Annotated in this window: 21 protein-coding genes; 13 read left to right on the forward strand and 8 right to left on the reverse strand. The window is 66.4% G+C overall.

Going from position 1 to position 22,546, the window contains the following annotated elements:
• The first annotated feature begins 312 nt into the window (after positions 1-312).
• Complete coding sequence (locus ACSC1Q_RS11800) at positions 313-1,329, forward strand: NAD-dependent epimerase/dehydratase family protein (protein WP_436758699.1); 1,017 nt, start codon at positions 313-315, stop codon at positions 1,327-1,329.
• Here ACSC1Q_RS11800 and ACSC1Q_RS11805 read toward each other — a convergent pair.
• Genes ACSC1Q_RS11805 through ACSC1Q_RS11815 form a run of 3 tightly spaced genes read right to left on the reverse strand, consistent with a single transcriptional unit; the run spans position 1,326 to position 5,008 of the window.
• On the reverse strand, positions 1,326-2,714 hold the full coding sequence (locus ACSC1Q_RS11805; RefSeq protein ID WP_436758700.1) for an NsdA family TPR-like regulatory protein: 1,389 nt from the start codon (positions 2,712-2,714) through the stop codon (positions 1,326-1,328). The two genes, ACSC1Q_RS11800 and ACSC1Q_RS11805, sit on opposite strands and share 4 nt — an antisense overlap.
• Before the next feature lie 60 nt (positions 2,715-2,774).
• Entirely contained in the window at positions 2,775-3,644 is an 870-nt protein-coding gene (locus ACSC1Q_RS11810; RefSeq protein ID WP_436758701.1) for a phosphotransferase enzyme family protein, read from the reverse strand.
• On the reverse strand, positions 3,641-5,008 hold the full coding sequence (locus ACSC1Q_RS11815) for an NsdA family TPR-like regulatory protein (RefSeq protein ID WP_436758702.1): 1,368 nt from the start codon (positions 5,006-5,008) through the stop codon (positions 3,641-3,643). Before ACSC1Q_RS11815 ends, ACSC1Q_RS11810 begins: the two co-directional genes overlap by 4 nt.
• Positions 5,009-5,181: 173 nt before the next feature.
• Here ACSC1Q_RS11815 and ACSC1Q_RS11820 point away from each other — a divergent pair, with 173 nt between their 5' ends.
• The 11 genes from ACSC1Q_RS11820 (at position 5,182) to ACSC1Q_RS11870 (ending at position 14,736) form a co-directional block, all read left to right on the forward strand.
• Positions 5,182-5,622: an ATP-binding protein gene (locus tag ACSC1Q_RS11820; protein ID WP_436758703.1), complete on the forward strand. Its 441-nt coding sequence runs from the start codon at positions 5,182-5,184 to the stop codon at positions 5,620-5,622.
• Between the two features lie 102 nt (positions 5,623-5,724).
• Positions 5,725-6,282, forward strand: coding sequence for a hypothetical protein (locus ACSC1Q_RS11825; RefSeq protein WP_436758704.1), 558 nt, complete (start codon positions 5,725-5,727; stop codon positions 6,280-6,282).
• On the forward strand, positions 6,279-6,830 hold the full coding sequence (locus ACSC1Q_RS11830) for a dCTP deaminase (protein ID WP_436758705.1): 552 nt from the start codon (positions 6,279-6,281) through the stop codon (positions 6,828-6,830). Before ACSC1Q_RS11825 ends, ACSC1Q_RS11830 begins: the two co-directional genes overlap by 4 nt.
• A complete protein-coding gene (locus ACSC1Q_RS11835; RefSeq protein WP_436758706.1) occupies positions 6,827-7,366 on the forward strand; it encodes a dCTP deaminase in 540 nt (179 codons plus the stop codon). Before ACSC1Q_RS11830 ends, ACSC1Q_RS11835 begins: the two co-directional genes overlap by 4 nt.
• Positions 7,363-7,857, forward strand: coding sequence for a cytidine/deoxycytidylate deaminase family protein (locus ACSC1Q_RS11840; RefSeq protein WP_436758707.1), 495 nt, complete (start codon positions 7,363-7,365; stop codon positions 7,855-7,857). The genes ACSC1Q_RS11835 and ACSC1Q_RS11840 overlap by 4 nt, the downstream gene beginning before the upstream one ends.
• Before the next feature lie 10 nt (positions 7,858-7,867).
• Positions 7,868-8,764 carry a class I SAM-dependent methyltransferase gene (locus ACSC1Q_RS11845; RefSeq protein WP_436758708.1) on the forward strand — a complete coding sequence of 299 codons (897 nt, stop codon included), beginning with the start codon at positions 7,868-7,870 and terminating at the stop codon, positions 8,762-8,764.
• Between the two features lie 105 nt (positions 8,765-8,869).
• Entirely contained in the window at positions 8,870-9,931 is a 1,062-nt protein-coding gene (locus tag ACSC1Q_RS11850) for an NAD-dependent epimerase/dehydratase family protein (RefSeq protein WP_436758709.1), read from the forward strand.
• 68 nt (positions 9,932-9,999) lie between these two features.
• Positions 10,000-10,989, forward strand: coding sequence for a Gfo/Idh/MocA family protein (locus tag ACSC1Q_RS11855; RefSeq protein ID WP_436758710.1), 990 nt, complete (start codon positions 10,000-10,002; stop codon positions 10,987-10,989).
• Between the two features lie 37 nt (positions 10,990-11,026).
• The gene (locus ACSC1Q_RS11860; RefSeq protein WP_436758711.1) at positions 11,027-12,592 is read left to right on the forward strand and encodes a glycosyltransferase; all 1,566 of its coding nucleotides are present in this window, start codon (positions 11,027-11,029) and stop codon (positions 12,590-12,592) included.
• 234 nt (positions 12,593-12,826) lie between these two features.
• Complete coding sequence (locus tag ACSC1Q_RS11865) at positions 12,827-13,681, forward strand: glycosyltransferase family 2 protein (RefSeq protein WP_436758712.1); 855 nt, start codon at positions 12,827-12,829, stop codon at positions 13,679-13,681.
• A 242-nt stretch (positions 13,682-13,923) separates the two neighbouring features.
• The gene (locus ACSC1Q_RS11870) at positions 13,924-14,736 is read left to right on the forward strand and encodes a phosphotransferase (RefSeq protein ID WP_436758713.1); all 813 of its coding nucleotides are present in this window, start codon (positions 13,924-13,926) and stop codon (positions 14,734-14,736) included.
• Between the two features lie 1,271 nt (positions 14,737-16,007).
• Here the strand turns inward: ACSC1Q_RS11870 and ACSC1Q_RS11875 are convergent.
• The 5 genes from ACSC1Q_RS11875 to ACSC1Q_RS11895 all read right to left on the reverse strand — a co-directional run bounded on the left by ACSC1Q_RS11875 (position 16,008) and on the right by ACSC1Q_RS11895 (position 21,334).
• Positions 16,008-16,514, reverse strand: a complete 507-nt coding sequence (locus ACSC1Q_RS11875; protein ID WP_436758714.1) for a type II toxin-antitoxin system RatA family toxin — start codon at positions 16,512-16,514, stop codon at positions 16,008-16,010.
• A gap of 82 nt (positions 16,515-16,596) precedes the next feature.
• Positions 16,597-18,075 (reverse strand): aldehyde dehydrogenase family protein, encoded by a 1,479-nt coding sequence (locus ACSC1Q_RS11880; RefSeq protein ID WP_436758715.1) that lies wholly within the window; start codon positions 18,073-18,075, stop codon positions 16,597-16,599.
• A 342-nt stretch (positions 18,076-18,417) separates the two neighbouring features.
• The gene (locus ACSC1Q_RS11885) at positions 18,418-18,924 is read right to left on the reverse strand and encodes a GNAT family N-acetyltransferase (RefSeq protein WP_436758716.1); all 507 of its coding nucleotides are present in this window, start codon (positions 18,922-18,924) and stop codon (positions 18,418-18,420) included.
• A 177-nt stretch (positions 18,925-19,101) separates the two neighbouring features.
• Positions 19,102-20,271, reverse strand: a complete 1,170-nt coding sequence (locus ACSC1Q_RS11890; RefSeq protein WP_436758717.1) for an NAD-dependent formate dehydrogenase — start codon at positions 20,269-20,271, stop codon at positions 19,102-19,104.
• Positions 20,272-20,383: 112 nt separating this feature from the next.
• The gene (locus tag ACSC1Q_RS11895) at positions 20,384-21,334 is read right to left on the reverse strand and encodes a LysR family transcriptional regulator (RefSeq protein ID WP_436758718.1); all 951 of its coding nucleotides are present in this window, start codon (positions 21,332-21,334) and stop codon (positions 20,384-20,386) included.
• Positions 21,335-21,695: 361 nt separating this feature from the next.
• Here ACSC1Q_RS11895 and modA point away from each other — a divergent pair, with 361 nt between their 5' ends.
• Entirely contained in the window at positions 21,696-22,517 is an 822-nt protein-coding gene (gene modA, locus ACSC1Q_RS11900; protein WP_436758719.1) for a molybdate ABC transporter substrate-binding protein, read from the forward strand.
• The last annotated feature ends 29 nt before the right edge of the window (positions 22,518-22,546 follow it).

Genomic DNA, 22,546 nt, shown 5'->3' on the forward strand with positions numbered 1-22,546 from the left:
GATCCAGGAGGCAATCTCAGTCACGAAATATTACGCCCACTAATTAAGGCAAGCTATTCCGTTATGGGCTAGTCGTACTTAGCGATCCGATCCATTGCCACGGCTCTTCCCTGCAGGGCTGGGCGAATTTGCTCACGGTAGAAGGTTTCGGTCGCGGCTGTAATGCTGTGCCTAACGAGTTGGAAGACCTCCTCAAGCCGCCCCCTCGGATCCACGCCTTTCGCTACTTTGATGGCGTTGCGGAAATCTCGGCAGACATGGTTCCTCCGGAACGGTCGACCACACCGTCCTCCCCGAGCGATGATCGTTCCCATGAAGGTCTTGGTGCTGGGTGGGACACGCTTTGTGGGCAGGGTGTTCGTGGAGCACGCCCTTGCCCTCGGCCATCAGGTGACGACGTTCAACCGCGGCCGGACGGGCCAGGACGTGCCCGGCGCGGAGGTTGTCCGAGGAGACCGGGAGAACGTGACTCATCTCCGCGAGCTGGTCACCGGTCGCGAGTGGGACTGGGTTGTCGACACCAGCGGGTACGTGCCCAAAGTCGTCGGGGATGCCGTCCGCCTCCTGTCGGATCGGGCGGACGCCTATGTCTTCTTCTCCACTGTCTCGGTCTATCCGGCCTGGCCGGCTGAGCCCGTCAGTGAGGAAAGTCCTGTCTACGAATGCGCGCCGGATACGTCAGGCACGGCCGAAGACGAGGCGACGTGGACGGCCGCGCAATACGGGGCTTACAAGGCCGGTTGTGAGCGCGCGGTGGCGGACGCCTTCGACGGCCGGGTCACCGTCCTTCGCCCCGGGGTGATCCTCGGGCCACAGGAGAACGTCGGCCGCCTGACCTGGTGGCTACGGCGAATCGAGCGCGGTGGACGGGTGCTCGCACCGGGGGATGCCACGAAGCCGATCCAGCCCGTCGACATCCGGGACTTGGCCGCGTTCACCCTCAAGTGCCTGGAGAGGAAGACGATAGGGACCTTCAACGTGGTGGCGCCTCAGGGGCAGGCCACCTTCGGGCGAATGCTCGAATCGTGCGTCGCCGAGACCGGGGCAGGTGCCGAGTTGACCTGGGTCGACGACGACTTCCTGATCGATCACCAGGTCAGGCAGTGGACCGAGATTCCGCTGTGGCGGACTCCTCCGGGTACTTGGTCCGTGGACACGACAAGGGCGGCACACGCCGGGCTGGCCTGCCGCCCGATCGAGGACACGGTGCGAGACACCTACGGTTGGCTCTCCAAGAGCGGAGATCCTGCCGCCTATGACCGTCAAGCTCACCACGGGTTGTCTCAGCAGAAGGAACGAGAACTCCTTGAGGTCTGGGATCGCCGCTAAAAAGAGATGGGCGCTCGTGTGACGGTCTCGGCGGTGAATTCCTCGATCTTTCCCACCAAGGTGGTTGTTTCGCGAGACGGGACCGTGATGAGTGACGTTCGGACCTGACGGAGCCGCTTCACCAGACCATCGACCCGCTTGTCCGCTGGAAGCGCGAACACGGGGGACAGCGCGTCCGTTGCTCCGCTGACGTCATCGGAGAGCATACGGGCCGCCGCGAGATCGACGGCGGCGCTCGCTTCGGCGGCGTACCACCGCTCTTCGGCAGGCGCGCGACGGTACAGGGCAAGCGCGCGGGCACATTCGGTTTCCGCATCCGGCGCCAACCCGGCCCTCAGATAAGCAGATCCAGCGCAGAAGGCCTGTCGCGCCTCGTCGAAGCCGAACTCGCCACCCACGCCGTCATGCAGTTCCCCCTGAGGGCCGCGGGCCTCCTGGGCACCGCGAACCGCTTCGCGAACCCCCTCCACGTCACCGAGCAGGGCGGACGCTCGCGCCGCGATGCTGAGCAGGCGGACCCGGGCGGTGCCGGTGGGGGCGAGAGCGAGGCCCCGTTCCACCAGCCGCAGTGCCTGTGCCGGACGATCCGCCCAGAACTCCACGCAGGCCAGCAGACCGTCGGCCCACGCGGTCAGCTCGTCGTGTCCGATGACCTCACCGTAGACACGGGCCGCCCTGGCCTGCTCCGCCGCCGCGTGCGGGTAGCCGAGATCGAAGCTCGCGCTCCCTAACAGCCCGCAGACCTGTCCGGCGACCAGATAGAGGTCACGCTGCTGGCCAGGGTGACGAGTGCGTTCGATAAGGCGATATGTACGGTTGCGGATGCGCGTCAGTTCGCCGAAAAGAGGAAGAGGCGCCGCGTGTACGTAGGCGCGGGCGAGGCGGGTGATGTCGTCGCTCAACTGCTCCAGGGCGTTGGGGCCGACGACGGCCGCCTCGGCTTCGGCGGCGTGGTCGCTGGACTCGTTGGCGGCACTCATGATCATCTCCCGTTCGGGTGCGGGGACCGGGGTCTTCACGCCTGGGGAGTAGTCGGTGGCGAACCCGAGTTCCACCGGGCCGGTCTGGAAGAGGCGACACAGCAGGTCGAGATAGTCCGCACCGGGACGATGTCCGTTCTCCCAGTCCAGCCAGGACCTCTTGGTCAGTCCGCGAGCACCGAGACCGTGGGTCTGGCACATGCGGTGCATAGCCTGGACGGCTTTGTCCGCGCTGCTCCAGCCCAGAGCGAGCCGGAGGCACTTCAGAGGATGGTGCTCGCAGCACCCGCCTATCTCCGCCGCGATCGCGTGCAACACGCCGATCGGCGGAGGATCCGCCTCCTGGGCGAGCCGGCGTATGCGGATGCGCTGGGCGCAATCGGCGTCATGTCCAGGCTTGGCCATCGTGAGGGCCTCCCAAACGTCGTCGGCTACAACGCTACGTCACAGCAGGTGAGCTCGCAGCTATCCATAGGGTGTCCACCGATCTGGACCGTTTACCCTGAGACTGGCGACTCTTCGTCTGAACTCTTCGGCGATGGAGGGGCGGTCAGGCAGGGCCGGCAGCACTCCGGTCAGCATGGTCAGTTCGCGAATCTGCCTCAGTAGAGGAAACACCGCCGAGGCGGTCACGTCGAAGCCGTACGCCGCCAGAAGCTCGTCCGCGGGCGGGTGGCCGAAGCGCAACGCGTTCACTGCGGTGGGTACCAGATCCCACGCCCGAGGCCCGTAGCACATCTGATCGAGGTCACACAGAACCACTCCTTCCCCACGCCAGAGCAGATTTCCTGCCCACGCATCACCATGTATCAGCCCATGCGGCAGGCTGTGCCGGAGTGTGGGCAGCTCCGCCTCCAGTCGGCCGCACCAGTCCAGCAGAAGACCACGATCACGATCATGAACAACTCCGCGAGCCAGCTGCAGGTTGCTTCGAGCTTCCGTCACGGGATCCCAGGACGGCAGCGGAGAGGGTGGTGTCTGTGCGTGTAGCCGTCGCAGCAGTGGCGCGAGCCGTACGACAGGAGGGGAGCCGACCTTCTGGGGAAGATGTTCCCAGAAGGTGGCGACCTGGCCGTCCATGAGGATCGCGTCGGGAACGTCACGGTGAATGCGTACGGCGGGAAACCCGATGGCTTCGAGCCAGTGCGCTAGACGGACCACCCCACGCGCGCGTGGGGTGGTCTCCGCCGAGGCGATCCGCGCCACGGCGTTGGCACGTGGGAGATGGAAGACCACGTTGACGCACACACGGATCAGCCGGGCGTCTCGGCCATCGATGCCTGCCGCGCGGCACAGCTGGAGCAAGGTGGAGCTCTTCGACAGGACGGCACTCACCGGCAGAGCTCCCGTGGAGACGACGGGAAGGAGAACTCCTCAAGGCGCTCGACGAGCGCTCGCGCCTGTGGGCAGCCGTGAAACCGTGACTCGCCGGCCACCTTGAGGCGTACACCGTTGAGACGCTGGGCCAGACCGTCGATGCGCTGGTGTTCGGGGAGCGACAGGACTCTGGTGATCACAGCGGCGGTCGCCTCCAGGTCACCGTTGAGAAGGTGTCCCACAGCGAGATCGGAGTAGGCGATCGCTTCGTTTCCATAGGCCCGCAGATGCGGCGGGCCTGACTGATAAAGCGAGATGGCCTGTTCGGCAAGAACGATCGCGTTTTCGGGACACCGCAGGTGGATGTGCGTGCCGGCGGCGAGATAGGAGTACTTGGCCAGGTCGAATCCGAACTCACCGCCGACGTCGTCGTGGAGGTCGTCATGAGAGGCCGGACGATCCCAGGCGCCGCCGAGCGCGCGCAAGGCGTCGGTCCTCACTCCCATCGCCGCCGACGCGAGCGCCTCTATACCGGCGAGGCGCGCGAACGCCGTGGTCCCAGGTGCGTACCGCTTCCCGTCGCGCGCGAGATCGACCGCCATATCAGAGGACCCCGTCCAATAAGCGATCATGGCCTGAAGGCCGCGTACCCAGGCACGCAGTGCGTGGTGGTCGATGATCGAGGCGTAGGTCCACGCCGCCCTGGCCTGTGCGGTCGCCGCGGCCTGATTACCCAGGTCAAGGCTCGCGTTGGCGAGCAATCCGCATACCTGCCCGGCCATCAGTGTCAGCTGGACAGCCTGAGCCGGTCGGACGCGTCCGTCCAGCAGCGCGAAGATCTCACCGCGCAGCTGAAGCATCCGGTGGAAGAGCGGCATGGGGTCGGCGTAGACGTACTCGGCCGCCAGCCGACGGATCTCATCGTCGGCATGTTCCAAAGTCACCGTGCTCACGTCGGTGAGCTGAGCAGCGGCGGCATGCGCGAGTGACTCACGAGCCGCGCCGGCGACAAGGGCCTCCTTGTGAAACGGTGGCGGAGTGGGGCCGTCTGCTGGCTCGTACGAGCGTGCGAATCCCAGTTGCACCGGCCCGGTCAGCAACAGGCGGCAGAGAAGGTCCTGGTGGTCGGCGCTGGGCAGGTGTTCCCTCTCCCACTCGATCCATGATCGAGCGGTCAGGCCGCGAGCCCCGAGGCCTTCGCGGACGCACATCTCGTGGAAGGACGCGACGGCTTTCTCGATGGTCCACCCTCTGGCCAGCCGGTACGCCTTGAGAGGGGAATGACCACAGCAGGAGCGGATTTCCTCAGCGAGCGCATCAGAGGATCCGCCTGGACTTCGTGCCCGGATCCTCCTGGCGCAATTCACATCGTGACCAGGCATATCCCGACCGTAAGTCAGGTGCTCGCGCGGCAGTGGTCTATCAGAGGTGTGGATCCGCCGCACCCTCAGTGTGAATCCACCGCACCTGCACGCGGACCTCTCTCGCTACCGACGGTAATCGGTTCGCGACATCGTTGAGACCGTCCAACAACAGAGCAGCAGAGGGAGGCGTCGTGGTGACTCTGCTCCAGCCTCGATCGGCCATCGTCGCCGCATGGCCCTTACGCGAGGACGCGCAAGCCGCTGCCCAGGCCAGGGATTTGATCCTAGAGGTCCTCACAGGACTGTATGTCCCTCGGGACCGAGTGGACGACGCGGTACTCATGGTGAGCGAACTGGTGGGAAACGCCGTCATGTACGGCGATCCACCTTTCGAGCTGCTCCTGCGATCCCTTGAGGGGGAGCTTCGCGTCGAGATGGTCGACAGCGGCACCATCAGCCCGGCCATACGTGCCACCGGAGTCGAATCGGAACACGGTCGTGGCCTGGGCATCGTTTTCGAGTTGTCCGGAGGCCGTTGCGGTTGGCGCAACACCACCTACGCCACCAGAAGCGGATCGGAAGGTAAGGCCGTCTGGTTCATCGTCCCGACGAGCCAGATGTATCCGCCGTGAGGACCTCCCGAGAAACCTGCCCTGAGCCTTCAGGGACCGGCCGGCCGCCGGTCATGCGAATTCGTTCCCGATCAGCCCCGCCCCCGCGAGGAGGTCAACATCATGATCAAGCTTGCGCTCTATGGAAAGCCCGGAGCCGGTAAGTCCACGTTCGGGGTCTTTCTCGGCCAGGAGTTCACAGCCGTCGGCGTGCCGGTTGTGCCCTTGAAGCTCGCCGCTCCGCTGTACACACTCCAAGCCGTCATTCACGTGTTCGCGGGACGCCCCCTGCTGGACCTCGGCCAGCAGGACGGGTTGTTGCTCAACGACCTAGCCGCCCATCTGCGCCGGATCAACCCTGCCGCACTGACCGACCCCTTCGCCCGTCGGGTCGTCCAGGCCGCCGAGAAGTATCCCGGCGGCGTGGTGGTGTGCGACGACATGCGGGCTCCTGACGTCGAGGTGCTGGCCGAACTGGGCTTCCTCCTGGTGGAGGTGTGGGCGCCGGAGAGCGTGCGTCAGCCCCGCAAGCAGACTCGCGAGGATCTGTCGTCGGGCGCGGACGACCATGTCACCGAGCTTCCGCCGGACTGCGTTCCCCACCACCGGGTGATCAATGACGGTGGCCTGGAGCAGTTGCAAGGTCGAGCGGCTGAGCTTGTGCACGAGGTCATGGCGTGATCCTCACCGGACCGGAGATCATTCGTCAGCACAAGGCGGGACGCATCGCCCTGGAGCCCTTCGACTCCGAGCAGGTCAACCCCAACAGCTACAACTACCGTCTGGGTCCGGTACTGCGAACACATCGTGGTCCAGTGATCGACGCGCTGGGCGAGCATCCGGTGAGGGAGATCACCATTCCCGACGAGGGAGCCGTACTGCGGCCAGGTCGGGTGTATCTGGGTACCACCGTCGAGCGGATCGGCAGCGACCACTACGTGCCGTCCCTGATCGGCCGCTCCTCTCTCGGGCGGCTCGGCGTCTACCTGCAGGTCTCCGCCGACCTGGGCAATCTGGGCGCGATTCACCGGTGGACGTTGGAGATCGTCGTGTGCCAGGCCGTCCGCGTCTACGCGGGGATGATCGTCGGTCAGGTGTCCTTCTGGGTTCCCTCCGGTGACCGGCTTCCCTACGACGGCCACTTCGGACGCTTCTCCGAAGCCGTTACCCCCTACCCTGACCTGCTGACCGCAGGGCGCCGACCCGCTCGCAGAGGAGCCAAGCGATGATCTTGACGGGATCGGAGATCACTCGCCAGCACGAGGCGGGCCGCATCACCATCGAGCCCTTCCACGCCGAGCAGGTCAATCCCAACAGCTACAACTTCCGCCTCGGCACCACCCTGAAGGTCTACACCGATGAGGTGCTCGACGTACGCCGTCCCAATCCGGTGAAGGAACTGGCCATCCCCGAGGTAGGGCTGATCTTGGAACCGGATCGGATCTATCTCGGCAGCACGGTCGAAATCATGGGCAGCGACCACTACGTGCCGATCATCCGGGCTCGCTCCGGAGTCGCACGTCTCGGCCTGTTCGTGCACGTGACCGCCGACCTGATCGACATCGGCTCCATCAATCAGTGGACGTTGCAACTCCATGCGGTGCAACCCGTCCGCATCTACCCGGGTCTGCTGATCGGCCAGGTGACGTTCTGGATCCCCCAGGGCGACATCACCCTCTACACGGGCAAGTATCAGGGAACGCGCGGACCGCAGGAATCGCAGATTCACCGCGACTTCCTCGCTCCCGCAGGCGTTGTCGTATGACCGCCGTAGAGAGGGGCGACCCGAGCGGCGCCTGCCAGGACGAGGTCGGCCGACGTCTGGTGGCCGCGGCCCACGAGCTGATCGCCGAACGGTATGTCCTCGCCCGTCACCAGATCGGCGCCGCGTTGCTGGACACGGACGGGACCGTTCATCTGGGCCTGCACCTGGACGCCATGGTCGGCCGCGCTGCGATCTGCGCCGAGGCGGTCGCGCTGGGTGTCGCACGGATGGCCACCCGGGCACCGCTGGTCGCGGTCGCCGCGGTGCGCTTCCCCAAACCCAGCGAAGACGGCCCGGCCCGCATCGTCCCGCCGTGTGGGCTGTGTCGCGAGCTCCTGCTCGACCATGAACCCGGCCTGTCGGTGGTGGTCTCCATCAAGGGCGTCGGCACGTGCGCTCCACTCGCGGAACTGCTGCCGCACAAGTACGTCGGTACCAAATGGTCAACCGGCCCCGTTCCATCGCCTCCGTCGTCTCCCTCGCGCACCTGAAAGGATCGTCATGGACTTTCGTACACCCGAGGTGGACAGGCTCGCCGCTGAGATCATCCCTGAGGAGTTCTTCGAACTGTCTGCCCGGGATGCCCGTGACGTGTTCTTCGCCGACACGCGGATGCTCGACGGCAAGCAGCTCGCGCACAACCGTTACCGCACCAGTCCCCGTTCGCTGATCGACCACCTGGCCGAGCAACTGGAGCTCGTCGGCACCGAAACACTGCTCGACGTGGGATGCGGCAACGGTTTCGTCCTGGAGCACCTCCGCCCTCACCTCGCCGACGGCCGCATCGTCGGACTGGACATCGCGCCCGGGGTGCTCCAAGCCGCTGAGGCACGGCTGGCCGGTGTCGCTACCCCATGTGAGTGGGTCGAAGGCAGCGCGGACGACCTCTCCGCGTTCAGCGACGACTCCTTCGACCGGGTGATCGCGACGTACATGATGCACTACGTCCCCGATATAGACCGGTGCCTGGCCGAGGTACGGCGCGTGCTGCGTCCCGGCGGGAGATTCGTGCTCACGACCGACCGTCCCGACTCGATGGTGGAGATGTACCAGACGCACTTCGCCGTCCTGCGGGAGATGAACGCCCCGGCACGGCTGTTCAAGGCGACGCCGAAAGTCCGGATCTCCCTCGTCAACGGAGGCGAGTATCTGAACCCGCATTTCACACAGGTCGAGCTCCGCACCTGGCAGGACCAGCTGCGCTTCGCCGATGCGGAGGCCTTTATGGCCTTCTACTCCGCCCACAACTACTGCTGCGCCGCCTCCGACCCAGGTGACCTCGGTGAGGACTTCTTCGCCGAACTGCGAGTGCGGGCACGAGCGCGGGTCCAGGCCGTCATCGACCGTGACGGCCACTTCGCGCTCACCAAGTTCACCGGATCCTTCATCTGTTCCTGACCGCTGCCCTGCCGGTCGGTGCCGCCAGGTCTACGGCGGCGCGTTCCGGCCCTCATTCCTTCCCGGAAGACCGAGCTTCCCGGAAAACCGATGCGAGGAGATCACATGAACAACCGGCTCACCGCCCTCTCCGGCCGGCACGTACTGATCACAGGCGGTGCGGGACTGATCGGTGCTGTGATCGGGCGGATGCTGGAAGCCGCCGGAGCGCACGTCACGGCCCTGGACAACCTCAGCAGCTACGAGACGATGCCGACCCTGCTCAAGGCCGACGAACACGAGTCCGGTCTGCGGATCGGCGACATCTGCGATGAGGACCTCGTCAGGGACCTGGTTCGCGACAGCGACTACGTCATCCACGCGGCCGCACACTCGACCGTCGCCGGTTGCACCCGCGACCCCGAGACCGCTTTCCACTCCAACGTCGCGGGAGTCGAGACGGTGCTGCGAGCCGTGGCCGACGCCGGTAACGTGCGCCGCTTCCTGTTCATCTCCTCGGCGCAGGTCTACGGGCACGGAGCCGCTGGGAGTGACGCCGTCCAGACCTTCACCGAGGACCAGCCGATCAGTCCTCTCAACGTGTACGCGGCGGCGAAAGCCTGGGGAGAGTGGCAGACCCGGTTTCTGCTGAACGCCGCAGGCGTCGACTTCACCGTGGTGCGGCCCTTCAGCGTCTACGGCGAGCACCAAGTCCCCAAGCCAGGCGCCTACTCGTGGGTGATCGCCCAGTTCGCGATGTACGCCGCGATCGGCGATCCGCTGCCTCTGAACAACGGCGGCCGTCAGGTCCGAGACTTCGTCCACGTCGAAGATGCCGCGGCCGGCATCTGCCTGGCCCTGGTCGGTGAAGAGGCGGGCGGCCAGATCGTCAACCTCGGAACCGGCCGTACCACCTCTGTACGGCGGGTCGCCGAGCTGATCCAGACCCATTTTCCCGACGCGCAGTTGTGCGACGCTCCCCGGCCCGCCCAGGATCCGCTCGGCGGGTGCGCGGACATCAACCGGATGAGCCAGGTTCTGGGCTGGGAACCGCAGATCAGTGTGGAGGCAGGTATCGCCCGTTACGTGGACTGGCTGCGCGCCGTACCTGCGGCCATCCCCGACTGGCTCCGCACCGAAGGCGACCGGGTCGCGAGCTGGAACACCGGCGCCGTCCCGCGCATCTGAGATCACCTGCCCTCACGTCCTGGCCTGCACCGAAGACGTCCACCTTCACCCACTTGGCTGGTAGAGCAATGACGACATCACTCAGAGCGGCGGTCATCGGGCTGGGATGGGCGGGGAGCGTCCACACCCGGGTTCTGAGCTCGCTGGACGGCGTCTCCCTGGTCGCGGTCGCTGACACCGATCCGGAGCGGCGTTCCAAGTTCAACGGTGTTCGGACAGTCGGCGACGTCGATGAACTGCTGGACATCGAGCTGGACTACTGCGTCGTCGCGACACCGACCACCGAGCACGAGCGCATCGGCGTCACGCTCGCCGCCGCAGGAGTGCACGCCCTCATCGAAAAGCCCCTCGCCTCCTCCCTCCCTGCCGCTTTGCGGCTGGTGGAAGCCTTCGAACAGGCCGGTTTGATCGGCGCGGTCGGACACACCGAGCGGCGCAATCCAGCCGTGAGGGAACTCGGCGTCCGCCTGCGCGACGGGGACTTCGGTGCCGTCTACCAGGTGGCGACCCGCCGCCACGGTCCCTTCCCGGACCGGATCCGTGATGTCGGCGTGGTCACCGACATCGCCATCCATGACGTCGATTTGGCGACCTGGCTCACCGGCCGCCACATCACCTCCGTCACCGCCCAGGTCAGCAGCGTAAGCGGCGGCCCGCACGAAGATCTCGCCGCAGCGGTCCTGCGCCTCAGCGGTGGCGAGATCGCTGACCTCCAGGTGAGCCGCATCTCGCCGTACAAGGAACGGATCGTCATCGCGCACACGGCCAAGGGATGCGTGATGGCCGACGCCCTGACCCGCACGATCACTCACTACGACAACGGCGATACTCCGGGCACCGCAGTGCCCATGAGAAAAATCACGACCTACGAGGTCCCGGGTGCGGAGCCGTTCCGCACCCAGCACGAAGCCTTCCGTGACGCGCTGCTCGGCCTGCCGAACGACATCGTCACACTGCGCCAGGGCGCTGCCGCCGTCGCGGCCACCGAAGCGATCCTCACCGCGGCCCGTACCGGCACCGGCGTGTCCCTCATTGATCACGACTTCATCCGCCAGTGAAGTGACCGTCTCTCCATCTTGATCGTCAGGACATCTCATGCTCACCGTGGACACTGTCGTCCAGTTCTTCCCGCGTGGCGGATCGGCCCAGGTAATCCGCTACCTCGGTCGTGAGTTCACCGGCCGTGGTCTCACGTCTCGCATCCTGTGCGGATCACTGGGCACGAGTGGCGACTTCAGCCACGCACCCACCTTCTACGTCGGCCTGAATGTGGCCGCGATGGACTACAACGCCGCGGCAGCCGCTTACACGCGCGGCGGGAGCGGCATGGACGAGCAACCCGCTCCCTTCCACCCTTCCTACGAGGATCGTGGGCCCAGCGCACCCGACCGCATGTTCACCGCCGTGGCACCCGCGACGACCCAGCACCTGATCAGCGCCTGGGATGAGCACCTGACCGCTCACCGCAGCACCCATCCCGCTGTCGTTCATCTGCACCACCTGAGCCACCTGCAGGTCGCAGTCCATCGCGCTTATCCAGGGATCCCGGTCATCACGACTTTCCATGGCACCGATCTCAAGCTCCTCGATCAAGCCCAGCAGGTCACCCGGTTCGCCGAACGCCTCGGTGTACCACTCAGCGCCCTAGGCGATGCCTGTTATGACGATGACCCCGGACGGAAGCGGATGGTTCTGGAACGACTCCTGCATGACGCGGATCTCGCCGGGGAAGAGCTCGCGTACGTCCACACGAAGGACTGGAAGTTGTGGCAGTACGCCGATCTGTGGAGCGGGCAGATGCGCCAGTACGCCCGCCGTGCCGGGCGGATCGTCGTGGTCTCTGAAAGTGACCGCGTCGAGGTGGATCGCCTGCTGGACATTCCGGAGGATGACATCACGGTGGTGCCCAACGGTGTGGACACCACGCGTTTCGTGCCGAAGCACCTCGATGACGACCAGCGCCTGGCGCGGCTACGCCGCTGGCTGGTTGACGACCCACGGGGATGGGCGCCCGGTCAGAAACCCGGCAGCATCCGCTACACCGCGAGCGATCTTGGCAGGATGGTCGACGCGAGTGGGGCGCTACGTCCCGTGCTGCTGTGGATCGGCCGGTTCCAGCAGGTCAAACGGCTCAACGTCCTGCTTGAAGCGTTTACCGCGATCCTGAAGACCGCAGACCCGGCGCCTGTCCTGCTGTTGTGGGGCGGTTACCCGGGCGAAGCGGAAGGCGAGCATCCGCTGACCGCTGCTCGACGTCTCGGAATCGACGATCATGTCTACTTCATCGGCTGGCGCGACCATGACGAGCTTCCCGACGGTCTCAACTGCGCCGACCTCATGGTCGCCCCCGCCGTCAACGAGAGCTTCGGCATGGTCTACATCGAGGCCGCAGCCTGCGGCACGCCGCCGATCGCGACGAACACGGGAGGCCCGGCGGGCATCATCACCGGTCGCGGCAGCCGTGCCGACGGTTGGCTCGTGAAACCCGACAACGTCACCGATCTGGTCGAGACCCTTTCCGCGGCTTTGGCCAATTCCATGGAGCGAGCCCGGCGGGCGGCCAACGCGACGCGGCACGTACACCGCTCCTACAGCTGGGCCGCCGTGGCCGACCGCTACCAGCGGTTGTACGAGGAGGCCGCGCACGGCAGGCGTGGATGAGCACCACGGAAACCGGTCATGAATTCAGATCTACATTAACGACAGGCGATCTGCACATGGCCACAAAGCAACGGCCCACCCAGAAGGAACTGTACGATCACGCTGGCATGGCCTTCCAGGCTTTCAGGCGGCCAGCGGCGATGTGCCCGTCCTCCCGCCCCGCTGATGAGAGAGGTACGCATGCCGTACGAGGACCGCAGGGCTCTCACCTCGCCTACGGATGTGAGGATCGGGGTGGTCATCCTCACGATGGGCGACCGACCGGCCGAACTCACCGCGCTCCTGGACTCCGTCGAAGCGCAATCCGGGCCGGCGATGCGCGTCGTGGTCGTCGGCAACGGCACCCGGCTGGGGCGACTGCCCGCAGGAGTCGAAGGACTGGAATTGCCCGAGAACCGAGGGATCTCCGGCGGGCGCAACGCCGCGCTCGCCGCTCTCCGCGATCACGAGGACATCGATGTCGTCATGTATCTGGATGACGACGGGCTCCTGCCGCGTTCCGACACCGCCGACACGATTCGCTGTCTGTTCGCTCGCAGCTCTGACTTGGGAATCGTTAGTTTCCGCATCGCGGATGAGACCGGTCACACGCAGCGCCGCCACGTTCCCCGACTGCGTACCGGTCAACCGTTGCGTGCCTCGGAGGTCACCACGTTCCTCGGCGGCGGCAACGCCATCCGCATGGCCGTAGTGGACGATGTCGGTATCTGGCCGGAGTCGTTCTTCTACGCGCACGAGGAAACCGACGTGGCGTGGCGGGCGCTGGACGCGGGCTGGCGCATCGAATACCGCCCGGAATTGGTGCTGCAGCACCCCCGGACCTCTCCGACGCGCCATGCCGTGTACTTCCGCATGGTCGCCCGCAACCGCGTCTGGCTGGCCAGACGCCACCTGCCCGCAGCGCTGGTACCGGTCTACCTCGCCACCTGGACTGTGATCACCGTCGTCCGCAGGCCTCCTTTGGCGGGACTCCAAGCGTGGGGCAGCGGGTTCATCGAAGGGTGCACCACATCGTGTGGAAATCGCCGCCCGATGCGGTGGAGCACGGTCTGGCGAATGACACGCCTAGGACGTCCGCCGCTGATTTGAGGAGTTCCAACTAAGGCGATGAGGAGAGTCGGCCGACACCGGTGTTAATGGCGCATCCGGGCAAGCTCCACGAAAGGACTCGTTGGCCCATCTATGCCACCCGCGGATTGTCTTTTTCCGTTCGCCCTGTGTGAACCATTGATCTTGCTTATGTGGCTCCCGTATAGAGGTAGCCTCGGGAACCATCTGGGCCAGGATCCTGTGCTCGGGTTCAGGAGGAGCCAGGACGGCAGGAGAAACGGGTGACAGGTCAGTCAAGCACTCACGGCATCGAAATGCATCCTGACCGGGTGATCAAAACCTTTGAGTCATGGGGCCGTGGTGAGCCCGAGCAGGAGTGGCGGGCGCTGACCTTGCTCGCGGAGTACGCCCCTGACCTGGCTCCTTTACCGCTGGCGGCCCACTTGGACGCGGAGCCACCCGTGGTGGTGATGTCGCGCCTGGATGGCGTTCCGCTGCGTGGACTGGATGTCACGCCGGAGCAGATCGAAGCGATGGCCAAGGCGATCAAAACCCTGCACCAAGCGATTCCCACGCAGGTGCTGGCTGACTTGGTGCCCTCTGCGTGGAACCCGTCCGCGGCCATCGCCAAGGCCCGGAGACTCCGAGCAGCAGCTCCCGATCTAGGCAGCGATCCGGTGGTGGCCGAAGCCTTCACCGCAGGTTCGAAATGGCTTGTTGATTCTCAACTGGATCGGTTGATAGTGGGAACGACCCCCGTCTTCGGGCTCTCCGACAGCAACCTGGCCAATTACTTATGGGACGGCAAGCGTATCCGGCTGATCGACTGGGAGGACTCTGGACGTAGCGATCGTGCCTTCGAACTCGCGGAGCTCATTGAGCACATCTCACAGGTCGACGGCATCTTCAACGGCGCCGGACTGCTGGCACACATCGATCTCACCGCTGCCGAAGCGGCGCGAGTGCTGGCCTTCCGACGCCTATTCGCCTTCTCCTGGATGTGCATGCTCGGCCCCGACGGCCCCTTCTCTGCGCGTAACCCAAAGGGCACTTTGGAGCGCCAAGCGGGACGGCTACTCGATCTGCTGGAGTGATCGGTTACTCAAAGATAGGAGGCTTCGATCCGGATAGCTCCAGCTCGACCTCTCCGAGCAGGAGAAGACCTCGACCCGTAACACATTCGGATGGCTTGAATGTCATCCCGTCGACCCGAATGGCCGACTCTGATAGCAACTGACCAAGCTTATTCGTAGTGGGTCCTTCATACCAACTAAGGCAATAAGCCGCACTCGGACGGTAGGCGGCAGCGAGTAGGCCGTTATCCCAGGAATAGCCCCATAGAACCCCGGCTCGCGCCAGGATCGCACTAAGCAATGACACCTCCGACACTGACGGCCATGCCCTGAGAGAGGCCTCTTCCGCGATGTCCAAGCTGTCCTTTTCCCAAGCAGGGACTCGAAGGCTCGAACAGACATCAAGCTCACGGTTCCACGCGACCTCGCGTTGAAAAACACTTACGGCCAGCTGTTTGGTGTAAGAACGAGAGTCACGCAATTCGAGAATGCCATTCGTAGGAAGATGCCTGAGCCGGATCATGCCTTTTCCATAACCATCGACGCGTAGGCCTGGTATCCCGGAACACTCGTGAAGGCTCCGAGAGTAACTCCGGGTGTACGGCAGCAGGTAACTGGCGACTCGCATCGCGGTGTTCGTCTCGATCATGAGACTATCAAGCTGGGGTGAAATCGAGTTGAAGTACGAGCGCAGATCATGGAACGATCGCCCAGCCATGACATCCCACGGCGTTGTGCGCCGCTCGCTAAAAAGGCAGTGAGCCAGGATGCCTTGAAAATGTTTCTGGCCGACCTGTGGCGTGTCAATAACTCGCCGTCCACTGACACGAGCGGAGTAGTGGAGGGGACAAGGCCCTCCAAGAAGTTTGACCGTATCATTGAAAGCGTGCTTGTCGTTGACGTGCGGCATGGCGTTCCTCACCCTGCGGCACGTATCCCGGACTACGGCCGCACGAGACGCATCCGCATGGAGCCCTGCAATGATTCACAAGTGGGCTAGGCATCGCACCTTTGGGGTCATCAGTTTGCGTCCGGGCGAACTGTCCACCTCACGCCTACCCACAGGCGCTGAGCCAGCAGCATACGACCTGCGATCACCGCGCGCACTCGGACACGCCCATCGTCTTCTTAGATTGTGTCGGTGGTTCGTATGACGCGGTTTCTCGATCCGGCAAGTCGGTATGGATGACAGTGAGGTTCAACCGGCACATGGCCGGCATGGAGCCGCCCTCGGCCTCACATTTGGAACACAACTGATTCCACAACCATCTCAAATTCCGCGGATCCGGACGTCATTGAGGCGCGTCGCCCGTGATTCCCTCCGGGATGAAGCCCTCCGGCAGGTCCCGGAGGTGCCGGTCTCCGGATGTGACGTGCACCGAGCCTCCGACGGCGAACATGATCTGGTGGGCGCTGCGGACCAGCACCCGTCCGACGGCGGAGTCGATCGCGCCCGCGAGGTGGGGGACGCTCGTGCTGTAGTTCACGTCGAACACGACCTCGCAGCCGTCGGGGAGGTCCGTGCTCGTCCACGCCCCCTTGAGGTGCTGGAAGTCCCCGCTGACCTGTTCGAATTCGATGCGGTGCGGCTGCGGGCCGCCTCCGGCCCCCCAGCTGCGCTGCGTCCACCTCGCCGTGCCGCCGCGAAAGGCCAGCACCCACTGGCGGAGCCCGTCGCCGGTGTCGGAGACGGAGACGATGTCACGGGCGTACGCGGGGAATGCCGGCTCGTCGCCGAGCCGCTCGATCACCTCGGCGGCCGTCGCCGGCACCGTGGCCTTCAGGGTACGAGATGTCATGACGGGTGCTCCTTCTCAGTCCGCCGTTGGTGCGCCGTCGGTTCGCGTCGGTTCGCGTCGGTCCGTGTCGGTCCGTGTCGCGTCAGGCCGCCGGGCGGATGACGCTCACGCCCTGCAGATGGGTGGTGCGCAGCATGGGATGGCTCGCCTCGCCGAAGGCGCCGCCGGTGAGGCCGGGGCCGCCCTGGTTGGGCAGGAAGGGGAGGAAGGCGGTGTGCGAATCGTTGATCTTCAGGTTGCCGCCGTTGGTGACCCCCTCCAGGACCCGCTCGATCGTCGAGTCCCCGGTCGACCAGAAGGAGTTGCGCAGGCCGTACGCGTTGCCGTTCACGAAGGTCAGCACCTCCTCCAGCAGGGCGTCGTCCGGAACGCCGGCCTCGGGGACGATGATCGGCAGCAGCGGGAAGAACGTCTCGTCGCGGACCACCGACAGCGACCTCGCGTCCCGGAGGCCGTCGACCCTGACGATGCTCGGCTCGACGAAGAACCCGGTGCCGGACGGTGAGCCGTCGACTTCGAGACGACGGCCGCCGTGGACGAGTTTCGCGCCCTTGGCGAGCGCCTCCCCCAGGCAGCCGAAGAACCAGTCGACCCCGAGGACCGGGGTGAGCACCACGTCGGTCTCGTCCGGATACCCGGGCCGGATCCTCCTGGTGGCCGTGACCAGTCGCTCGATGAGCTCGTCCGCGATCTCCGGATGGACGATCACCTGGTTGGGCACGTTGCAGATCTGGCCGGAGTTCATGAAGAACTCGGTGAGGGTCTCCACCGTGGCGTCCAGGTCGGCGTCGTGCCACACCACGCAGCAGTCGTTGCCCGCGAGCTCCAGGATCGGCTTCTTGCCGGCGGCGATGCAGTCGGTCTCGAATTCGAGCCCCTTCTCGCTGCCCCCGAAGTAGAGGACGTCGTCGACGTGCTCGCTGGCCATCCAGGCGTCGAGCATGGGCGGCCCGCAAAGGACGTTGAGCGTTCCCGGCGGCGCTCCCGCCTCTTCGAGCACCGGCGCCGCGATCTCCCGCATCGCGTACATGCAGCTGAGCGCGACCCCTCGGGGTGCCCGCACCACCACGGTGTTGCCGGCCAGGAGAGCGGTGAGGCCGTTCAGCGCGTTGACCGCCGCGGCGTTCTGGGGCGGGTTGATGCAGACGACGCCGTCGGGAACGCGGCGCAGGATCATCTCACGGTCGCCGTCCCACCGGCGGAACTCCATCTGCTCGGCGCACCATTCGAGCGTCTCCCGGCTCCAGCTGGTGAACGGGAGCCCGCCGATCATGCCTCTGGCCGCGGAGTGCGGCGTGCCCTCGGCGACGAGGATCTCGACGAGGGTGTCTAGGTGCTCAAGCATCCGTTCCGCGATGCGGCGTCCGATCTCGATCCGCTCGGTGAGCGGGACCCGGCGCCATTCGGGGGCGGCGCGGGCGGCCGATTCGAGGGCCATGGCCGTCATGCTCTCGTCGGCGACGACGCACGCCCCCACGACGCTTTCCCCCGCCGTGTTCGGGTCGGCGATTCCCAGATCGAGGTCGCGCTTGAGCCGCAGGCTGGGGAAGGTGTCCTCCATGAGGGCTCGGGCGGTGAGTGTGTGAACGAACTGGGCGTTGTCACCGGTGACATCTCGGCCGCCAATATAGGCAGGATATATTCCGAATTTCACGTTTCCTCCTCCGCTCGGTCCGGCCACGGCTTATGTTTAACGCTATGCGTGGCAATACCATCGGGACAACGGATACGTCATAAGGGTTGCTTATCGGGCCCGAGAGCCATTCCTATTGAGGACTTGACCGCTCCGGTGAAATCGATCCGGCCGGTTTATGGGTGATGTCGTTCCGGCTCGGGAGGCTTACCGTGCGTGACCTCGCGCCGGAGCCGTCGACTGAGGGTCGGGGCAGGGGATCGGTGGAGGTCAGCTCGCCCGGGGCGAGTGGCCAGGATCGCCGGGGTCGGCGTGCCGCAGCCAGACGTAGTCGACCGGCTGGGGGACGTTCCACTCCGCCGCCAGGTGAGCGTCGACCGTCAGGAAACCGGCTCCCCGGTAGCACCGCAGGGCCCGGTCGTTGTCCGGGTGCACGCGCATGAAGACGTCCGCGTAACCCGTGTCCCTGGCCAGCGCGGCCAGTCCTCGCACCAGGTGGCGCCCGATCCCCGCGCCTCGGGCACCGGGGGCCACGATGATCCGGGCGAGCTCGATCTCCCCCTCCTCGGGGTCCACCCACAGCTCCCCGTAGCCGAGCGGGTCACCGTCCGCGAAGAGCATGTGGGAGCGCACGTCCTCTCCCAGCTGCCAGTCGGCGACGACCCGCGCGGGCAGGGGGAACTCGTGCCGTCCGCACCACATCTCGACCTCCCGCGGCGAGGCGGGCCAGCCCGCGACCGTGGAGGCGTGTGCCGTGTCGAAGGGCAGCAGATCCATGTCAGATCCATTCGTTCCGGCGTTCGGTGGACGCGGCAGTGCCACATGACATCATCCACCGGCGAGCCGCCGTCGCGCAGGCCTCCCTTCGCGTGGTCCCGGCCGGCCCGCCCCGCCTCCCCCCACCGACGGGCGCGGCCAGGGCGTCGTTCACTCACGGTCCTCGGTGGCGGAAACCTACTTACGGTCCTTGGTGACGGAGTAGGAATGGGCGCCGGTTCCGGCGAGCTTTCCGCCCTGGACGATGAGGTATTCCGGCCGTATCGGGGTGCCGTCCAGCCAGGATTCCAGGATCTCGCGGGTTCCCGCGGCGTAGCGGGCCTGGGCGGAGAGGGAGGAGCCGGAGATGTGCGGGGTCATGCCGTGGTGCGGCATGGTCCGCCAGGGGTGGTCGGGGCCCGCGGGCTGGGGGAACCACACGTCACCGGCGTACCCGGCGAGCTGCCCGCTATCCAGGGCGCGCACGACGGCGTCGCGGTCGCAGATCTTGGCACGGGCGGTGTTGATCAGGTACGCGCCGCGCCTCATGGTGGCGATCAGCTCGTCGTCGAACAGCCCCTCGGTCTCGGGGTGCAGGGGCGCGTTGACGGTCACCACGTCGCAGTTGGGGACCATGTCGGCGGTGGTGGGGTGGAAGACGAGGCCGAGCTCCTCCTCGACCTCCCGCGGCAGCCGGTGGCGGTCGGTGTAGTGCAGGCGCACGTCGAAGGGCTTGAGGCGGCGCAGCACGGCCAGGCCGATGCGCCCGGCGGCGACGGTCCCGACGTGCATGCCCTCCAGGTCGTAGGAGCGGGCCACGCAGTCGGCGATGTTCCAGCCCCCGTCGAGAACCCGCTGGTGGGAGGGCAGGTAGTTGCGGACCAGGGACAGGATCATCATCGCGACGTGCTCGGCGACGCTGATGCTGTTGCAGAAGGTGACCTCGGCCACGGTGACGTCGTGCTCGATGGCCGCGTCCAGGTCGACGTGGTCGGAGCCGATGCCCGCGGTGATGGCCAGCTTCAGGTTGGCCGCCCTGGCGAGCCGCTCGGGGGTGAGGTACGCGGGCCAGAACGGCTGGGAGATGACCACGTCGGCGTCGGGAAGCTCGCGGTCGAACGCGGAGTTCTCCCCGTCCTTGTCGGAGGTGACGACCAGGGTGTGACCGCGGCTCTCCAGGAAGGCCCGCAGGCCCAGCTCGCCGGAGACGCTGCCGAGCAGGTGCCCGGGGGTGAAGTCGATCCCCTGCGGCGTGGGCAGGGACTGGCCTCCGGGGTAGTGCGCGATGCTCGGAAGGTCGTCGCGGGCGTAGGAGGTCGGGTAGCCGTTCTCCGGGTCGTCGTACAGGACGCACAGCACCTTCGCCATGACATTCGCTCCTCATCTTTTTTCCTGCGGATTTCGTGCGGCTGCTTTTCACCTTCCTCGTCATTGCCGTAAAACGTCAAAATGAAAATTCCTATGAACACATAGACGTTGTCTATGTGCTGTTTCTTTGCCCGGGGGGATTCGACAGGTAACCGTGCAGCAGCCGGTCGAGCACGGCGCGCATGTCGACGCCGCGGGCGGCGTCCAGGAGGGCGCCGGCCAGCACGGGCGCGGGGGTACGGTCGGCGACGACCAGGCCGACCCGGGGTGCCCGCGACGGGCTCTCCAGCCGGACCACCCGCATCCCGTCCGGTACGCCGAACATGTGCAGCCAGGCGTGCGCGATCACGCTGGACCAGCGGTGGGTGGCGACGTGGGCGTACAGCGCGGAGACGGTGTCGGTCTCGATCGCCGGTACGACGACCGCGCCGGCCTCGGCGAAGATCTCGTCCAGGATGCGCCGGTTCCGCATCTGCGGCGCCAGCAGGCACAGCGCGAGCGTGGCCACCTCGGCCCAGCGCACCACGGCACGCCCGGCCAGCTCGCCGTCGTCCGGGGTGAGCAGCAGGTAGCGCTCCTCGTACAGCGGCGTCGTCCGCACGTTTCCCAGGGGGTCGCCGTCCAGGTACGTCATGGCGATGTCGAGATCGAACTCGGCCAGCCGCCGGGTGATCTCGTGCGACGACAGCGATTCCAGCGACACCCGGACGTGGGGGTGGCGTTCGCAGAACGGCGTGGTCAGCAGCGGCGCGACGGTCAGCGCGGTGGGGATGGCTCCCATCCGCAGCGTGCCCGACAGGTCGCCCCGCATCGTCGAGAGATCGTCGAGCAGCGCGTCGCGTTCGGCGAGGATCCGGTGCGCCCACAGCAGCACGTGCTCCCCCTCGGGGGTGAGCCCGGCGAACCGGCGGCCCCGGCGCACGATGGGGACGTCCAGCTCGCGCTCCAGTTTCCGGATCGCCGCTGACAGGGACGGCTGGGAGACGTGGCAGGCGGCGGCGGCCCGGGCGAAGTGCCGCTCGCGGGCCAGCGCGACCAGATACTCCAACTGGCGCAAAAGCACGCCACAGCATGCCCCCATCTCGCGCGCCCCGTCCACACCGCCGCCGACGCCGGGACCACCCACGCTCCCGGTCCGCGCCGGTCCGCGCCGGTCCGCGCCGGCCCCGATGGCCGGAACCGTCCCTGCTCCCGGGTCACGCCGGTTCGCGCCGCTTCTGACGCCCGGAACCGTCCCTGCTCCCGAGGCGGGCCGGGCCACCGTTCCGACGGGAGGCGTCGGGATGTCGCAGATGCCATGGTGATATGGCGATACATGGCGTGTTTGCTCAGGAAGTCTCTTCTTGGTGGGGGAATGTGCGAGGTATGGTGACTGTTCCCGACGACGTTTCGGATCAGCACGGTGAGTCAGTAAGGAGCCCTCGTTGTTCAGGCGTCTTTCCCGGTGGGCCTTCACGGTCCCCCTCGCCCTCACACTGGCCGCCGCCCTGTCCGGCTGCGGCACCGCCGATCCGGCCCCCGGCGCCGCCGCCACCCCTGCCGCCTCCGGGAGCGAGGCCACGACCGGGGGCGGCGCCACGACGCTGACGGTGCTCGCCGCCGCGTCGCTGACCGGTACGTTCACCGAGCTGGGCAAGACCTTCGAGGCCGCGCACCCGGGCACGACGGTGCGTTTCAGCTTCGGCTCCAGCGCCACCCTGGCCCAGCAGATCGTCGCGGGCGCCCCCGCCGACGTGTTCGCCGCCGCGAGCCCGGCCACGATGAAGACCGTCACCGACGCCTCCCTGGCCGCCTCGCCGGTCACGTTCGTGCGCAACAGCCTGCAGATCGCCGTCCCGGCCGACAACCCGGCCAAGGTCGACGACCTCAAGGACCTGACCGACTCGAAGGTCAAGGTCGCCCTGTGCGCCGAGCAGGTGCCCTGCGGCGCCGCCGCGATCAAGGCCCTGGACGCGGCCGGGCTCAAGGTCACCCCCGTCACCCTGGAACAGGACGTCAAGGCCACCCTGACCAAGGTCGAGCTCGGTGAGGTCGACGCCGCCCTGGTCTACAAGACGGACGTCATCGCCTCCGGCGGCAAGGTGCAGGGCATCGACTTCCCCGAGGCCGAGAAGGCGATCAACGACTACCCGATCGCGGTCCTGTCCGGCGCGCCCGCGCCGGAGGCGGCCAAGCAGTTCGTCGACCTCGTGCTCTCCCGGCAGGGCAAGGACGTGCTGGCGAAGGCCGGTTTCCAGACCCCCTGAGCTGCCATGGCGCCCACGGCCGGGCGCCC

It is taken from the genome of Streptosporangium heterodermiicola (assembly GCF_051390675.1).
Taxonomy (GTDB): Bacteria; Actinomycetota; Actinomycetes; order Streptosporangiales; family Streptosporangiaceae; genus Streptosporangium.

Excerpts from the sequence above, each read along its gene's own strand:
- ACSC1Q_RS11815 (WP_436758702.1), bottom strand. The coding sequence starts at position 5,008 with ATGCCTGGTCACGATGTGAATTGCGCCAGGAGGATCCGGGCACGAAGT.
- ACSC1Q_RS11885 (WP_436758716.1), bottom strand. The coding sequence starts at position 18,924 with ATGGATCTGCTGCCCTTCGACACGGCACACGCCTCCACGGTCGCGGGC.
- ACSC1Q_RS11835 (WP_436758706.1), top strand. The coding sequence starts at position 6,827 with ATGATCTTGACGGGATCGGAGATCACTCGCCAGCACGAGGCGGGCCGC.
- ACSC1Q_RS11880 (WP_436758715.1), bottom strand. The coding sequence starts at position 18,075 with ATGGAGGACACCTTCCCCAGCCTGCGGCTCAAGCGCGACCTCGATCTG.
- ACSC1Q_RS11805 (WP_436758700.1), bottom strand. The coding sequence starts at position 2,714 with ATGGCCAAGCCTGGACATGACGCCGATTGCGCCCAGCGCATCCGCATA.
- ACSC1Q_RS11890 (WP_436758717.1), bottom strand. The coding sequence starts at position 20,271 with ATGGCGAAGGTGCTGTGCGTCCTGTACGACGACCCGGAGAACGGCTAC.
- ACSC1Q_RS11850 (WP_436758709.1), top strand. The coding sequence starts at position 8,870 with ATGAACAACCGGCTCACCGCCCTCTCCGGCCGGCACGTACTGATCACA.
- ACSC1Q_RS11875 (WP_436758714.1), bottom strand. The coding sequence starts at position 16,514 with ATGACATCTCGTACCCTGAAGGCCACGGTGCCGGCGACGGCCGCCGAG.
- ACSC1Q_RS11855 (WP_436758710.1), top strand. The coding sequence starts at position 10,000 with ATGACGACATCACTCAGAGCGGCGGTCATCGGGCTGGGATGGGCGGGG.
- ACSC1Q_RS11800 (WP_436758699.1), top strand. The coding sequence starts at position 313 with ATGAAGGTCTTGGTGCTGGGTGGGACACGCTTTGTGGGCAGGGTGTTC.
- ACSC1Q_RS11840 (WP_436758707.1), top strand. The coding sequence starts at position 7,363 with ATGACCGCCGTAGAGAGGGGCGACCCGAGCGGCGCCTGCCAGGACGAG.
- ACSC1Q_RS11860 (WP_436758711.1), top strand. The coding sequence starts at position 11,027 with ATGCTCACCGTGGACACTGTCGTCCAGTTCTTCCCGCGTGGCGGATCG.
- ACSC1Q_RS11825 (WP_436758704.1), top strand. The coding sequence starts at position 5,725 with ATGATCAAGCTTGCGCTCTATGGAAAGCCCGGAGCCGGTAAGTCCACG.
- ACSC1Q_RS11845 (WP_436758708.1), top strand. The coding sequence starts at position 7,868 with ATGGACTTTCGTACACCCGAGGTGGACAGGCTCGCCGCTGAGATCATC.